Origin of the sequence: Pseudoalteromonas rubra (assembly GCF_004212645.1) — a bacterium.
Classification (GTDB): domain Bacteria; phylum Pseudomonadota; class Gammaproteobacteria; order Enterobacterales; family Alteromonadaceae; genus Pseudoalteromonas; species Pseudoalteromonas rubra_G.
On record NZ_PPUZ01000069.1, the window covers coordinates 1 to 14,661 of the forward strand.

The 14,661-nt window shown below is 51.2% G+C and carries 12 protein-coding genes and 2 tRNA genes; 5 read left to right on the forward strand and 9 right to left on the reverse strand.

Features of this window, described 5'->3' with window-relative positions; translation table 11 throughout:
* Positions 1–24 precede the first annotated feature (24 nt).
* From C3B51_RS19980 to C3B51_RS20000, 5 genes are all read left to right on the forward strand, one after another.
* Positions 25–100, forward strand: a tRNA-Glu gene (locus C3B51_RS19980).
* A 70-nt stretch (positions 101–170) separates the two neighbouring features.
* A tRNA-Glu gene (locus tag C3B51_RS19985) sits at positions 171–246 on the forward strand.
* Between the two features lie 211 nt (positions 247–457).
* Positions 458–2,038, forward strand: a complete 1,581-nt coding sequence (locus tag C3B51_RS19990) for a methyl-accepting chemotaxis protein (protein ID WP_130246186.1) — start codon at positions 458–460, stop codon at positions 2,036–2,038.
* Between the two features lie 126 nt (positions 2,039–2,164).
* Positions 2,165–2,719 carry a hypothetical protein gene (locus tag C3B51_RS19995; protein WP_130246187.1) on the forward strand — a complete coding sequence of 185 codons (555 nt, stop codon included), beginning with the start codon at positions 2,165–2,167 and terminating at the stop codon, positions 2,717–2,719.
* A gap of 58 nt (positions 2,720–2,777) precedes the next feature.
* The gene (locus C3B51_RS20000; RefSeq protein WP_130246188.1) at positions 2,778–3,581 is read left to right on the forward strand and encodes a hypothetical protein; all 804 of its coding nucleotides are present in this window, start codon (positions 2,778–2,780) and stop codon (positions 3,579–3,581) included.
* Between the two features lie 31 nt (positions 3,582–3,612).
* Here the strand turns inward: C3B51_RS20000 and C3B51_RS20005 are convergent, their stop codons facing one another.
* The 9 genes from C3B51_RS20005 to C3B51_RS20045 form a co-directional block, all read right to left on the reverse strand.
* Positions 3,613–5,187 (reverse strand): L-lactate permease, encoded by a 1,575-nt coding sequence (locus C3B51_RS20005; protein ID WP_130246189.1) that lies wholly within the window; start codon positions 5,185–5,187, stop codon positions 3,613–3,615.
* Between the two features lie 106 nt (positions 5,188–5,293).
* Positions 5,294–5,929, reverse strand: coding sequence for an endonuclease III (gene nth / locus C3B51_RS20010; RefSeq protein WP_046006698.1), 636 nt, complete (start codon positions 5,927–5,929; stop codon positions 5,294–5,296).
* Between the two features lie 68 nt (positions 5,930–5,997).
* Positions 5,998–6,696 carry an electron transport complex subunit E gene (locus C3B51_RS20015; RefSeq protein ID WP_046006699.1) on the reverse strand — a complete coding sequence of 233 codons (699 nt, stop codon included), beginning with the start codon at positions 6,694–6,696 and terminating at the stop codon, positions 5,998–6,000.
* Entirely contained in the window at positions 6,689–7,330 is a 642-nt protein-coding gene (gene rsxG / locus C3B51_RS20020; protein ID WP_125783546.1) for an electron transport complex subunit RsxG, read from the reverse strand. The genes C3B51_RS20015 and rsxG overlap by 8 nt, the downstream gene beginning before the upstream one ends.
* Positions 7,327–8,385 (reverse strand): electron transport complex subunit RsxD, encoded by a 1,059-nt coding sequence (gene rsxD, locus C3B51_RS20025; protein ID WP_130246190.1) that lies wholly within the window; start codon positions 8,383–8,385, stop codon positions 7,327–7,329. Before rsxD ends, rsxG begins: the two co-directional genes overlap by 4 nt.
* On the reverse strand, positions 8,382–11,183 hold the full coding sequence (gene rsxC, locus C3B51_RS20030; RefSeq protein WP_130246191.1) for an electron transport complex subunit RsxC: 2,802 nt from the start codon (positions 11,181–11,183) through the stop codon (positions 8,382–8,384). The genes rsxD and rsxC overlap by 4 nt, the downstream gene beginning before the upstream one ends.
* Positions 11,184–11,192: 9 nt before the next feature.
* Positions 11,193–11,747, reverse strand: a complete 555-nt coding sequence (rsxB, locus tag C3B51_RS20035) for an electron transport complex subunit RsxB (protein ID WP_046006703.1) — start codon at positions 11,745–11,747, stop codon at positions 11,193–11,195.
* A gap of 1 nt (position 11,748) precedes the next feature.
* Positions 11,749–12,330, reverse strand: coding sequence for an electron transport complex subunit RsxA (gene rsxA / locus C3B51_RS20040; RefSeq protein ID WP_010386487.1), 582 nt, complete (start codon positions 12,328–12,330; stop codon positions 11,749–11,751).
* 172 nt (positions 12,331–12,502) lie between these two features.
* The gene (locus tag C3B51_RS20045) at positions 12,503–14,446 is read right to left on the reverse strand and encodes an EAL domain-containing protein (protein ID WP_125721858.1); all 1,944 of its coding nucleotides are present in this window, start codon (positions 14,444–14,446) and stop codon (positions 12,503–12,505) included.
* Positions 14,447–14,661: the final 215 nt, after the last annotated feature.

Here is a 14,661-nt window from a genome sequence, read left to right on the forward strand (position 1 = left end):
CCAGTCCTAGTGACACATTCAAGTGTCCCCTTCGTCTAGAGGCCTAGGACACCGCCCTTTCACGGCGGTAACAGGGGTTCGAATCCCCTAGGGGACGCCACTTACTTTTTAGTAAGTACCAAACTCGCATGGTAAGAGTCTAAATAACCAGTCCTAGTGACACATTCAGTGTCCCCTTCGTCTAGAGGCCTAGGACACCGCCCTTTCACGGCGGTAACAGGGGTTCGAATCCCCTAGGGGACGCCACTCTTCTCAGTAATACTATTTCATTCAATAACACTTCCTTTTGTCTTTTTCGATTCCTATTCATATTTATCATACTTAAATTCCAACAGTTCAATGAATTTTTTCATATATTTCATTTACTTAAATTATTTGATTTAAAACAAGGTTAAGGCTTTATTAACAAGCTCAACTACGAAAAATGGGTTAGTATCGCGTTTTTTAGGTGAGTGTCATGGCCAAAAATCGTACCGATTATACGGATAAAGAGAATGATTATCCGGTCTCTTATAACCTCCTGTCTACGACAGATACTAAAGGGCGGATCACGTATGCAAATCAAAGCTTTTGTGATGTCGCAGGCTTTGAGCTGGACGAACTAGAAGGCCAACCACATAACCTGGTGCGTCATCCAACCATGCCCAAAGCCGCCTTCAAAGATCTCTGGCAGTTCATTGGATCCGGTAAGCCCTGGATGGGCATAGTCAAAAATCGCTGCAAAAATGGTGATCATTACTGGGTTAACGCCTACGTCACGCCAATCAAAGACAAGCAAGGTCAGACTGCCGAGTACCAGTCGGTCAGAACCAAGCCAGAACGAGATGTTGTAAAACGGGCTGAAAACATTTATCAGCAGCTCGATAAAGGCGTTGCACCAGCTAAATTGACCCGCTCATCTCTGTCTTTGTCTGCACAGATGATGTTGATCCTGGTGGTGTCTTATATTTTGAGCATGGTATTTACCAGTTTGCCTGCGCCATGGAACTATATTCTGGAGACATTGCTGTTAGCAGGCGTACTCGCACTGACATATCAGCGATTATCCCCGGTGCGCCGGTTGAGTGAAAAAGCCAAGCAAGTCTACGATAATCCGCTGATGCAAAAAATTTACCTTAATAAAGTCAATGATGTCGCAGCCATTGAACTGGCGCTGCTGGCTCGGGGGTCTGAATTACGCGCCGTACTTGGCAGGGTTCAGGATGCCAGTCAGCTGGTCGATCAGCACGCGCAGGAAACGGTGTCTGAATGTCACAGTAATACAGAGCTGTTGCAGGAGCAACAGAGCCAGACTGCGTCTTTGGCGACAGCCATGAATGAAATGACCGCAGCGATCGCGGATATTGCCGGCAATACCAGCGATGCAGCGAACCGCTCTGAAGGGGCACTGCGCTCGGTGCTGGATTCAAATTCTGTCGTGCAAGCAAGTATGCAGACCAATCACACTTTATGTGAAGAGTTGAGCCGAACTCAGCGCGATATTGCCGAGCTGAATGAACAAACCGTGCATATTGGCGGCGTTGTTGATGTGATCCGGGACATTTCTGAGCAGACCAATTTGCTGGCATTGAATGCGGCGATAGAAGCAGCCAGGGCTGGTGAACAGGGCAGAGGGTTTGCTGTGGTGGCCGATGAAGTCAGAGCCCTGGCGCAACGCACTCAGGACTCGACCAGAGAGATTGATGACATAGTTGCAGGACTCAAACAACGCGCTGAGCGTGCGGTAGAAGCCATTCAAAACGGAGTCGATAAATCCACTCAGTGTGTGGTGCAGGCGGAACAAACCAAAGAAAATCTGGCATCGATAGAGCACATGGTCAAAGATATTTCTGCGCTAAATTACGAAATCGCCACTGCGACCGATCAAATGTCGGGCGCCAGTAATGAGATCAACGACAAAGCGGTCAGTATTTCTGGGCTGGCGAACGCATCCATGCAAAGCGCAGATAACACCACCACCGCGATGCGAAACACAGAGCAGGCGCTGGCAGATCAGGCTGCACTGGTTGATCAATTCCTGCTCAGGCTTAGCCGTTAAAGAAAAATATTAAAAAGATGTGAATAGAAAATTCCTTACTGGTATGATTTCGCTTGGGTAATTTATGTGGCAAAATCGCCGCTTTTAACCTGAATATGCACATAAAAATCACACAAAGGGATACGAATGAGTAATTTACAGAATACTTTAAAAACCGGTGCTGCTGCACTGGTTTTGACATTGGCTAACACACAAACCAGTGTTGCCGGCGTTGATGGCGGCTATTTCTCTGGCAAAAAGCAAGACTGCGAGATTTGGCGAGACGTGGCACCTTACAACTGGGCTAACACCACGCGCGGTAACCAGTCCATGATTTTCTATTGCAACCGCGGTGGTTATACCGTCACCACGGTTGAGTTAAAGATCAAGCGTTTGAGCGACAACACCGTCGTATTTCGTGAAAAAAGAAAACAAAACCTCACGTCAGGATATGGTCACGGCTTCTATCCTGACCTGAGCGCCAATATCAACGAAGAATATAAAATGGAACTGGATTATACCTTCGTAAAATTGAAGCAGGGCAAGCCGGTCTGGGACAATAAAAAAACCAAAACCTGTAAGCGTACCTTCACCCCAACCAATGCTAATTCAACGCGCGGAGAGGTATTCTGGTCAATCAAGAGTGCGGGCACAGCCTATCATAACAATGGTTGTCAGGGCGTACGCTTCGATATTCACTAAGCGCAACCTGGGGCTGGCGCAATAAGGTCAGCCTTAGCTTTACAGCCGGGATTTAACGATGAAAGCAAAATACCTGATGATCAACGTGTTGTGCTTTATGCTCGGCTTTCTTGTGGCCGCCGTGCTACTGCATAAAGAAGTACCCCAGCACTATACCCCAGTAGGCGACATTGAAAGCCTCGACACTATACCCACACCTCAGGCAGAGGAACGCTCACTGCCATTAGACACAGCGCAGCCAACCTCAGAAAAACGGCTGTACACCAGCGCTTCGCCTATCCCCCCAGAGCTCAATGATGAACCTGCAAATAATGACGAAAACAAGGCCAGGCTATTATCAATAGCGCAGGATATAGGGCTAGACAGCGGTATTTACCCGGATCTGGCAAGTTATGAAAATCAGGATATAACCAGACTGATTGAACAGCATCTGCTGACAAATCTGCGTGCTTCACAGGGCGATGTGTATGCTCAGTTTGATGAGGTAGAGCATTATCTGGAAGCCATGCCACAGATTGCCTCCGTGCAATTTTTTACTGATTTACTGACACAAGCTGAGCACAAAGGTGCACTGTCTCAGAGTTTTGCCATCCACCTTATGGCGCAAAGCGTGGAGCAGTTTGAACCAGGCACAGAGCCCCTCAGCCAGATGCAGGATATTGTCGTCGCTACAGCCAGGCACAGCGAGAGTGAACTGGTACGTCTGAGTGCCTTGGAGTCTCTGGCAACAATGAGCTCGGAACAGGCAGAACTAAAGCGCCTGCTTGAACCGTTTCAGGCTGATGAGTCTGCGGTGATACAGGCAAAAATTACGCTGCTTAATTATCACATGGCACTGGCAGATAAGTTAAATAATCATTGAGCCTGCGTATTACTTCTCGCAATGTGATAATTCAAAGCAGCCAGGCAATCAGGCTGGCCGCCAGGCAGTAATAGAGCATGGGAATCAGGGTGTAGCGAATAATATCACCCTCTTTGCCATGCAGGCCGACAACACTGGCGGCGGCAACCACATTCACCACTGCAATCATGTTGCCGCCATTCGCGCCGAGCATTTGTAGCGCCAGTACCAGCTGCATCTCCAGCCCGGCTTCTGCCGCCAATGCTTGCTGAAAACTGGCAAACATCAGGTTAGAAAAGGTCGCAGAACCTGCAATGAACGCCCCCAACGCACCTACCAAGGGCGCGATAAATAACCACAGATCACTCAAATGTATGGCAACCGTCTCGGCCAGCGCCATGGGCATAGCTGGGAGGGCGGCGTTGTTGACGTCAGAGTGAAGAAAGATACGCACCATAGGCACCGCTGCACTCAGCGCAATCAAAGAGGGGAATAACATACTGACACTATTACTCAGGGCTACGCGCAGTTGCGCCGTCTTGCCATTTTGCAGCCAAAGTGCAATGAGCGCAGTCACAACAAACACACTGCCAGGCAGGTACAGGGGCATCACATTCACAGAAATGGCCGACCCCAGGATCTGCTCCCATTCAAAGTTCACGCTTTGCAGCATGGCCTTAAAAGGCAGTGCGGGGATCCGAGTCAGCACCAGGAGTGTTGCAACCAAGACGTACGGTAACCAGGCTCTGAGTAAGCTCAGTGAGGGGACTTGCGACTCTTCTACTTGAGGTGCTATGGAGGCTTCGGATTTCGGCAACAAGAACCCTTTACGTGCCAAGGGGCAGACGATGGCCAACCCTGCCATCGCGCCCAGTACAGAGGGAAACTCCGGCCCCAGCAACCAGGCGACGCTATAGGCCGGCAGGGTAAAAGCCAGCGCACTGAAAACGGCAAAAGGCGCCATAACGAACCCGGCGCGCCAGCTGGGTGAGTCGCTGAAAAAGCGGCAATACAGCACAACCATAATCAGAGGTAGCAGGGCGGCGGCAATAATATCAATACCTATGGCGGTTAGGGCAATTTGCTTCACCTCGGCGTAATCGATATTCGCCGCACCCTGACCAATCCCGACAATCGCCGGTGTGCCAACGGCACCAAATGAGACCGCACTGGAGTCGGCCACCAGTGCCAGCACCACGGCGCTCAAGGGTGTAAAGCCCAGCGCAACCAGCAAAGGGGCGGCAATGGCGGCGGGAGTGCCAAACCCCGCGGCACCTTCCAGAAAACTGCCAAATAGCCAGGCAATGATGATCAGTTGCACCCGTTTATCGGGGCTTATCCCGGCAAAGCCGTGTTTAATGGTATGGATAGCGCCGGTTTGCTGCAGCACTTTCAGTAAAAAAATCGCGCCGAAAACAATCCACACTATGGTCAGGGCGATGACCAACCCTTCCAGTGTGGCGGCGGTGATATGCCCCAAAGGCACCTGCCATATAAAATAAGCCGATAAGGAGGTCACGAGCAGGCTAAATGGCATTGCCTGCTTGGCAGGTAGCCTGAACAGAACCAGCAGGATAAATACGCTGAGAATAGGCACCAGGGCCGTGAACAGTTGTGGTAGCGTCATCAGAGTTTAAGAAATCCATTACTTAATGTGATGAGCTTAGCATGCCAATAAGACAGTGAATATGCTGTTTATTACTGAACAGCCATGATCTTATTGGCGCGATAGGTTAGCCAGAGGTTTTTTCTTTGAACTCACATAAGTCTTCAATAATACAGCTGCCACACTTGGGCTTTCTGGCCACACAGGTGTAGCGGCCCAGCAAAATCAGCCAGTGGTGCACGTCGACTTTGAACTCTTTGGGCACGACTTTTTCGAGCTTTTCTTCTACTGCGACGACGTCTTTGCCCATGGCAAATTTGGTGCGGTTTGATACACGGAAAATGTGAGTATCGACGGCGATGGTGGGCCAGCCGAAAGCACAATTAAGCACCACATTGGCAGTCTTGCGGCCCACGCCGGGCAGGGCTTCGAGCGCTTCGCGATTTTCCGGCACTTCGCCGCCATGTTGCTCCATCAAAATGTGGCACATTTTGTAGACGTTATTGGCTTTGGAATTAAATAAGCCGATGGTTTTGATGTAGTCTCTGAGGCCATCTACGCCCAGCTCGATAATGGCCTGCGGGGTATTGGCAACCGGAAACAGCTTACGGGTGGCTTTATTGACGCTCACATCTGTGGCCTGGGCTGATAAAGTGACGGCGACCAGCAGCTCAAACGGTGAGGTATATTCCAGTTCAGTTTCCGGGTTAGGGTTGTCATCCCGCAGACGGGTGAGAATTTCGAGTCGTTTTGCTTTATTCATAGTACTGACTTACTTGCTGTTGATCCTATCTGAACCTGGCGGGAGAGTGACGGCTCTCCCGCTGTGCATTAATCTAAGCTGGTGACCCGAGCTCGGGGGGCTTTTTCTGGGCTGGCGACGGGCTCAGCCTGGGCCTCTTTACGTGCATCAATGTAGTTTTTGGCAGCGATGATCAAACCCAGTCCTAAAAAGGCACCCGGTGGTAAAATGGCCACCAGAAACTGACTGTCGAACTCTATGACTTCGATGCGCAGTGCGGTTGCCCAGTCACCCAGCAACAGGTTAGCGCCATCAAACAGCGTGCCCTGACCAATCAGCTCGCGCATGGCGCCCAGTAATACCAGTACAGCACCAAATCCCAGACCCATCATGATACCGTCCCAGGCAGACAACAGGGGCGTATTTTTTGAGGCATAGGCTTCAGCCCGGCCTATGATGGCGCAGTTGGTCACAATCAGCGGAATAAAGATCCCAAGTGACTGGTACAGACCAAAAGTGTAGGCGTTCATCAACAGCTGCACTATGGTTACAAAGGCGGCGATGATCATCACAAACACTGGGATCCGGATGTCCTTGGGGACCCAGTTCCGTACGATGGAAACGGTGACATTGGAGCCAACCAGTACCAGTAAAGTGGCCAGCCCCAGACCTAACGCATTGGTGATAGTGCTGGTAACGGCCAGCAACGGACACAGACCCAGCAGCTGTACCAGTGCCGGGTTGTTTTTCCACATGCCCTCATGGGCGAGTTGTTTAAATTCACTCATTGGTGGCCTCCTGGCAGTGGTTTGGCGCTGCAAACAGCGCGTCAAAATTGCTGCGAGCGTACCAGGCGGCGGCATTTACGCTCTGCACAACGGCGCGAGGCGTAATTGTTGCGCCGGTAAACTGGTCAAACTGGCCACCGTCTTTTTGCACATTAAAGGCCGGATCTTTGGCTTGCGTAACCAAGGTTCCGGCAAAGGTGGTGATCCAGTCCGATTTAGCCAGCTCAACTTTGTCGCCAAGCCCCGGGGTTTCCTCATGGCGGGTGACGCGCACGCCGGCAATTTCACCTGTGGGATAGACGGCGCTCAGAATGTCGATATTGCCGCTATAGCCGCGCGGCGTAATATGTTGCACCAGCAAGGCGACCGGCTCACCCTGCAGGCGGGCTCGATAGATAATGTGCGGGCCATTCGGGCCCAGCTCAGGCGCATTGCTGATGGCACAATCCAGGTAGAGCTCGTTGTCGTATTGTGCCTTGGGAATAACCTGAGTCAGTATGCGCATCAGGTGGCGCTGCTCCTGTTTGGCAATTTCTGGCGCGGTAAAGCTTTGTACCAGCGCTACACTGCCGGTGGTGGCCAGTGCAAAGGCGGTCAGGATCAGGCCGTTTTTTTTCATTGATGACAAGATCATGAGCTTGCTCCATGCCCGTAAGTACGAGGCTGCGTATAATAATCAATCAAAGGCACCGCCATATTCATGATCAGCACAGCAAAGGCGACGGCGTCCGGATAACCGCCAAAGTGGCGGATCAGATAAACCAGCAGGCCGATCAGCGCGCCATAGATTAAGCGGCCGCGATTGGTGGTACTGGCCGACACAGGATCGGTAGCAATGAAAAACGCCCCCAGCATAGTGGCACCGCTGAGCAGGTGGAATAGTGTACCTGCCTGTGTGGCAGGCGACAGCGCGTAACCTAAGCCACTGCACACGGCCAGTGTCACAATAAAAGCAACCGGGATGTGCCAGTTAATGACTTTGGTTTTTAGCAGGTATAAACCGCCCAGCAAGTAAGCCAGGTTAACCCACTGCCAGCCTTGCCCGGCATATTCTCCGAACGCGATACTATTAGTGGCTTCAGAGACAGTCAGATTCTGAGATACGGCTGTTTTGACATGATCCAGTGGTGTGGCAGAGGTGGTGCCATCAACCACCTGGCGGGCTTCTGCCAGTGGAGCGCCCGACAGGGTGTGTTCAGTAAAAATCAGTGCCAGTTGGTCCAAAGCGGACAGCGGTGTTGCTTGTATCTCTGTGATGGGTGTCCAGCTGGTCATTTGCACCGGGAAAGAGATAAGCAGCAACACATAAGCGGCCATAGCCGGGTTGAACAGGTTAAAACCCAGGCCGCCATATAATTGTTTGACGATGACAATGGCAAATACACAACCAATCACAGTGATCCACCAAGGCGCCAGTGGTGGAATACTCACGGCAAGCAGCACGGCGGTTAGCCAGGCACTGCCATCACTGAGCGTTGGCCACACAGGTCGGCCACGCAGTTTCATCATTGCGGCTTCGCTTAGGCTGACCGTCAGCAGTGCCAGCGCCAGCTGGAACAGGGTGCCTGGACCAAAAAAGTAACTCTGCACCAGGATGCCGGGGATACAGGCGGCGATGACCGTCAGCATCAGGCGGCTGAGGGTTTTATGGCTGTGATTGTGGGGCGATGAAGCCATGGTTAATTTCATGACAGATCATTTCCTTCTTGGTCTTTGGCGGCGGCCTGCTTTTTAGCTTTTGCGCGCGCCACAGCGGCTTTAATCGCCGCCTGACGTTTTTCTTCGGCGCTCAGGGGCGCATCATTCGCGGGCGATTCTTGCTCAGGCGCTGAGCTGGCCAGCTCTATATCCGCTTGCTGCTCGGCTTCTTTTGCCGCTTTCTTTGCTTTTGCACGGGCAATTGCAGCGGCCACGGCGGCTTTACGAGGATCTTCCGGCTCAGCGTCTGCCTCGGCGGGTTGAGCCTCGTCCGTTACTGTATCCGCTTGCTGCTCGGCTTCTTTTGCCGCTTTCTTTGCTTTTGCACGGGCAATTGCAGCGGCCACGGCGGCTTTACGAGGATCTTCCGGCTCAGCGTCTGCCTCGGCGGGTTGAGCCTCGTCCGTTACTGTATCCGCTTGCTGCTCGGCTTCTTTTGCCGCTTTCTTTGCTTTTGCACGGGCAATTGCAGCGGCCACGGCGGCTTTACGAGGATCTTCCGGCTCCGCGTCTGCCTCGACGGGTTGCGCCTCGTCCGTGACTGAATCCGCTTGCTGCTCTGCTTCTTTTGCGGCTTTCTTCGCTTTTGCACGGGCAATCGCGGCGGCCACGGCAGCTTTGCGAGGATCTTCCGGCTCAGCGTCTGTCTCGACGGGCTGTGTCTCGTCTGACTGCTCGGCTTCTTTCGCGGCTTTCTTTGCTTTTGCACGGGCAATCGCGGCGGCTACAGCTGCTTTACGGGGATCTTCCGGCTCAGCGTCTGTCTCGACGGGTTGTGTCTCTTCTGGCTGTTCAGTGTCTTTGGCCGCTTTTTTCGCTTTTGCACGGGCAATCGCGGCGGCTACAGCGGCTTTACGCGGATCTTCGGTACCTGCATCACTCGATGATTGCGCAGTGTCGTCGTCCTGTTGCGCCGCTTTTTTCGCTTTGGCGCGAGCAATGGCTGCGGCGACGGCGGCTTTACGCGGATCGTCACTTGCTGCGGGCGCTGTTGCCGAAGACTCCGTTGCGTCGTTTTGTTGTGCTGCTTTTTTGGCTTTCGCACGGGCAATCGCAGCGGCAACGGCATCTTTACGTGAGCCTTCTCCGCCTGCGTGCATTTCAGGTGTCGCTTGTGCGTCTTTTTCTGCTTTGTACTGACGTGCTTTTTCTTTGCGCTTAGCACGCTCCAGCGCCACCTCTGAATTATCGGGCTCCAGTGTGCCATCAGCCGACTTTTTCGCTTTGGCCCGCTCAATTGCGGCTTGTACAGCAGACTGGCTGTCTTTTTTCTGCTTGACGCGTTCCATTGCGGCGCTGACCTTATCGCTTTGCTCTGCACTGCGAGTATTGCTGCGCGCTGAGCGTTTATGGCGATTCTGACGCTCTTCCTGCTCCCGTTCAAGGCGCTCTTTACGTGCCTCAAACCGCTCCTTTGCACGCTCCGCTTTCACTTTTTCCAGTTTCTGTTCGCGGATCTCGGCTTTGGCAACCCGGTAGTACTGCACCAGTGGAATTTCACTCGGACAGACATAGGCACAGGCACCACATTCAATGCAGTCGAACAGGTTGTGCTCTTCCAGTTTGTCGTACTCTTTGCCTTTGGCAAACCATTGCAGCTGTTGCGGGAGCAGGGTTTGCGGACAGGCATCAGCACAGGCGCTACAACGAATACAAGCCTGCTCAGGGCCTACAACCGCCAGCTCCTGATTATCTGGTGCAAGAATACAGTTGGTGGTTTTAACCACCGGAATACGAACCGTTGGCAGCGTAAAGCCCATCATAGGGCCACCCATAATAACACGCTGCTCGGCAACAGGTTCAAAGCCCTGACAGGTTAGTAAGTGCTTAATTTCACTGCCAAGCAGCGCCCAGACATTTTGTGGTGTCTGGATGGTATTGCCGGTCACAGTGACGACACGCTCAATCAGCGGCTTGCCTTTACATACGGCTTCGCTGACGGCAAACAAAGTACCGACGTTCTGTACCAGCACACCCACGTCTGCCGGGATCCCACCGCTTGGCACTTCTTTTGAGGTGAGCACCTGGATCAGCTGCTTCTCACCACCGGACGGGTACTTGACGGGTAGGCCACGGACCAGGATCTTATCGTTGTGAGCCGCGGCGGCGGTCATTGCCTGAATGGCTTCGGGTTTATTGGTTTCAATGCCCACTAAAACGTATTGAGGATTAAGCAGGTGCTGCATAATTTCGATGCCTTGCACAATTTGCTCGGCATGTTCGCGCATCAACAGGTCATCGGCTGTGATGTATGGTTCACACTCCACACCGTTGACCACCAAAAATTCGACGGGTTTATGTTTGGCACTGTCGGCTTTGACATAAGTTGGGAAGCCGGCGCCACCCATGCCTGCGATGCCAGCATGGTGGATAATGTCGATCAATGCCTGCTTGTCGAGCTGGGTATAGTCGGCAACCGGGTTCAGCTCGCACCACTTATCTTCACCGTCGGGCGTCAGGACAATACTCAGCTCAGGTAACGCAGAAGGGTGCGCCGAAGGCATAGGCTTAATGTCGCTTATCACGCCGGACGTTGGTGCATGTACTGGCAGTGACCAGTTTGCGCCGGGGCGGGTAAGTGGCTGCCCTTTACGCACAGAGTCACCTTTATTGACCAGCAACTGGCCATTGGCACCTATGTGTTGTTTCAGAGGTAGCACCAGATAGTCGGGCAGGGGAATACGACCAATACTCGCCTGGTTTGACACAGATTTTTGCTCCGGTGGATGGATGCCGCCGGGAAACTGCCACAATTTACCGTGTTCAATTTGTTCAAGTAAAGTTTCCACTTAAACCTCTTAGTCGATTTGCTTCACGGGAATGGCGTCAATCTGCCACTTCCAGGTTTGAACGGTTTGTGCCACCGGGATCATATCAATACAATCGACAGGGCAGGGGTCGACACACAGGTCGCAGCCGGTACATTCATCGGCAATCACTGTATGCATCTGGCGGGTTGCGCCCACAATGGCGTCCACAGGGCAGGCCTGAATACACTTAGTGCAACCAATGCACTCATCTTCGCGTATGTAGGCAACTTTTTTGATGGGCTCCGCTTCTTCGCCACCAGCCAGGGGTTTGGCTTCAACGCCCATTAAGTCGGCCAGCTTTTTCACCGTGGCCTCGCCACCTGGCGGGCATTTGTTAACGTCATCGCCGTTGGCAATTGCTTCAGCATAAGGGCGACAACCTGGGTAGCCACACTGGCCACATTGTGTTTGTGGCAAAATGGCATCTACCTGATCAACAATCGGGTTGCTTTCAACCCGGTACTTAACGGCTGCATAGCCGAGGATAAGGCCAAATACCAGCGCCAGTGCGCCGATGGCTATCAGTGCATAAAACAGTGTCATCTCAGAACTTCACCAATCCAGAAAAACCCATAAAGGCCAGTGACATTAGACCGGCTGTGATCATGGCTATTGAAGCGCCCTTAAACGGCGCAGGCACATCTGCGACGGCCAGTCGCTCTCGCAGGGCGGCAAATAAGACCAGTACTAATGAAAAACCCACCGCAGCACCAAAGCCGTACACAGCGGAACCGATAAAAGTGTGGTCATTTTTGATATTAAGTAGCGCAACCCCTAATACCGCACAGTTAGTGGTGATCAGCGGCAAAAAGATCCCCAGTAAGCGATATAAAGTGGGGCTGGTTTTACGCACTACCATCTCTGTAAACTGCACCACAACGGCAATCACCAGAATAAAACTCATGGTACGTAAAAAGGTGAGGTCCAGGGGCAATAAAATATACTGATTGACCAGATAACTGGTCACGGATGCCAGCGTCAGAACAAAGGTCGTCGCAAGTGACATACCAATGGCGGTTTCGAGTTTACCCGAGACACCCATAAATGGGCACAAGCCGAGGAATTGCACCAATACAAAGTTATTTACCAGCACTGTGCCAATAAGCAACAGAATATACTCTGTCATGCTTGCCCCTTAGTGTGAATGAAATTACAGAGAACCAGAATAGACTGAGAATTCTAACAATTTCGGGCCAGAGATCACAGTATTTAGCCAGGGGAGGGAGGGGAAAGTTTGCTAAAAATGGCTAGTAAAGTTGACAATAGGGCGACAGGTTCGCCCTATTGTCATCAGAGTATTAAATTTCTTTTGGCTTTTCGATGTAATAACCCTGCACGCCGTCCAGGCATAGGGTTTCAACAATGTGCTTTTCTTCCTGACTTTCGACCCCTTCGGCAAACACACTGACCCCAATGCGGTGCGCCAGGTCGACCATCAGTCGCATAAAGTACTGGTTGTTTTTGTCTTCTTCCAGGCCGCGGGTGTAGCTGGCATCCATCTTAATAAAGTCGGGTTTCAGGTCGCGGAAGAACTTGAAGGAGGTGAGTCCAACACCAAAGCGCTCAACGGTGATCCGGGCGCCAACCCGATGCACCATGTCGATAAAGCGCTTACTGGCTTTAATATTCTGCTGTAAGCCGAATTCGCTGACTTCAAAGATAAGCTTAGACGCCAGATTAGCTTCTTTTAGCAGTCGACGCTCAAGCCAGATAACAAACTGATCACTGTGGGCACTGGATGCAGTCACATTAATACCAAAGAATTTTTCATTGAAATTGCGCGACTTAATCATCTCGATTGAGGTGTCGATAATAAGCTGGTCGATTTCTACCGCCATTTCCAGTTTTTCGGCCATCGCCAGGAATGAAGCAGTTGGCAGCATCTGTCCGTCTTCGGTTTTGAAACGCGCCTGTATTTCGGCGTAAGCTTTGACATTTTTGCCAATCGGCATGATGTTTTGCATCATCAGCATGACGCGGCGGCTTTCTATCACTTCACGGATAACACGTCGCCAGTTTTGATTACCAAATCCGGCTCCGACATTATTCACCAGATCCGTTTCGCGCTGCAGGTGCCAGGCGTTGGCTTGTTTGCTCTGTGCCATACTCATGGCGTTATCCACGACCGACAACAGCTCGCCCAATGGCTTACCCGACTCGTAAGGCACAATACCGGTATTGGCAACTGAGCTCAGCTCCTGGTTTTGCTGATACTGAGTAAACCGGGCTTGCAAGGTTTCGCCAAAGCGTTCAGCTTCTTTGGACGGGATATTCGGTAAAATAACGGCAAAATCTGAGCTGTTCAGTCGGAATACCTGGCTACCTGTGTAAGTACCGCTGACATGTTTGACGATGTCTGCAATGCCTTTGATATACAAGTCGCCTTTTTGGTAGCCCCGAGTCTGGTTGATCATTTGCAGCTCGCTGCAACGTATCATTGCCAGCGAACCAAAACTCTTGTCGCTGGCCGACTCAATTTGATGCTCGTAATATTCAACAAACATATTGCGATTACCAAGACCGGTCACCACATCTTTATAGGCTTCTTGTTTAATAGACTGAGCCGCTGACTTAATGTCTTCCTGCTTGCTCTTTAAAAAGTGTGCCAGTCGGTTGAAAGAGGGCGCAAGTTCAGCGCCCAGCTCAGCGACTTTATTGGTATTAAAATCCTGATCTATGCTTTCTGAGACCTGATTTTGAGTAATGTAGATGTCAACGGCATCGGCAACGGTCATACTCACATTACGATTGAGCTTACGATAAATGGTCTTCATATAGAAGATGGGAATAAAGGCCATCAATGCGGAAATGATGATCATAAAAATCATCGCTTGTTGCAGCAATTGCGCCTGGCTCTGCACATTGATCAGAAACTCAATCTTAATGTCTTTACTTTTGTTCACCGCAAATTGTGGCCGAACCGAGTTCATCGCATTGGCAATCACGCCTGCCAGGACCGGCATTTCGCTCTGAGTGTTAATATTCAGTACGGTTTGTCCGGCAAAATCGCGGACTATAAAGGAGGAGAATACATTGCCACTGCCCAAAGATAAGCGTATGTGCTCGGGCGTGACATCCGCCATGGTTTTTTCCTGAATGTAGTTACTCACCATGCTTTGTGCATTTTGTTGAGCTCTGCTGACGGCATTATCAAAGCTACTTGCGACCAAGAAGCTACCAAGCGCAGAAAAAACAATCCAGGAAATGAGCTGGAGAAATATGAGTTTTTTAAAACCTGCCATTGTTATTCATCTACCTGAAATTGGGATTAAATTCCGTTCGTCGACTGACTTGCATGAGCAGCTTTTTTGAGGAGTGAAATAGCCGCCTAGAATGCCTGTAGGGTAGAGCATTCATGATAAAAAGTCTAATATATTCGAACAATTGCCAAAGTGAGGTAAAGGGAAATTAGATAAGTTTGATGAAGCTTAGAGATTTGGCTCCCCCTCCCCGACTC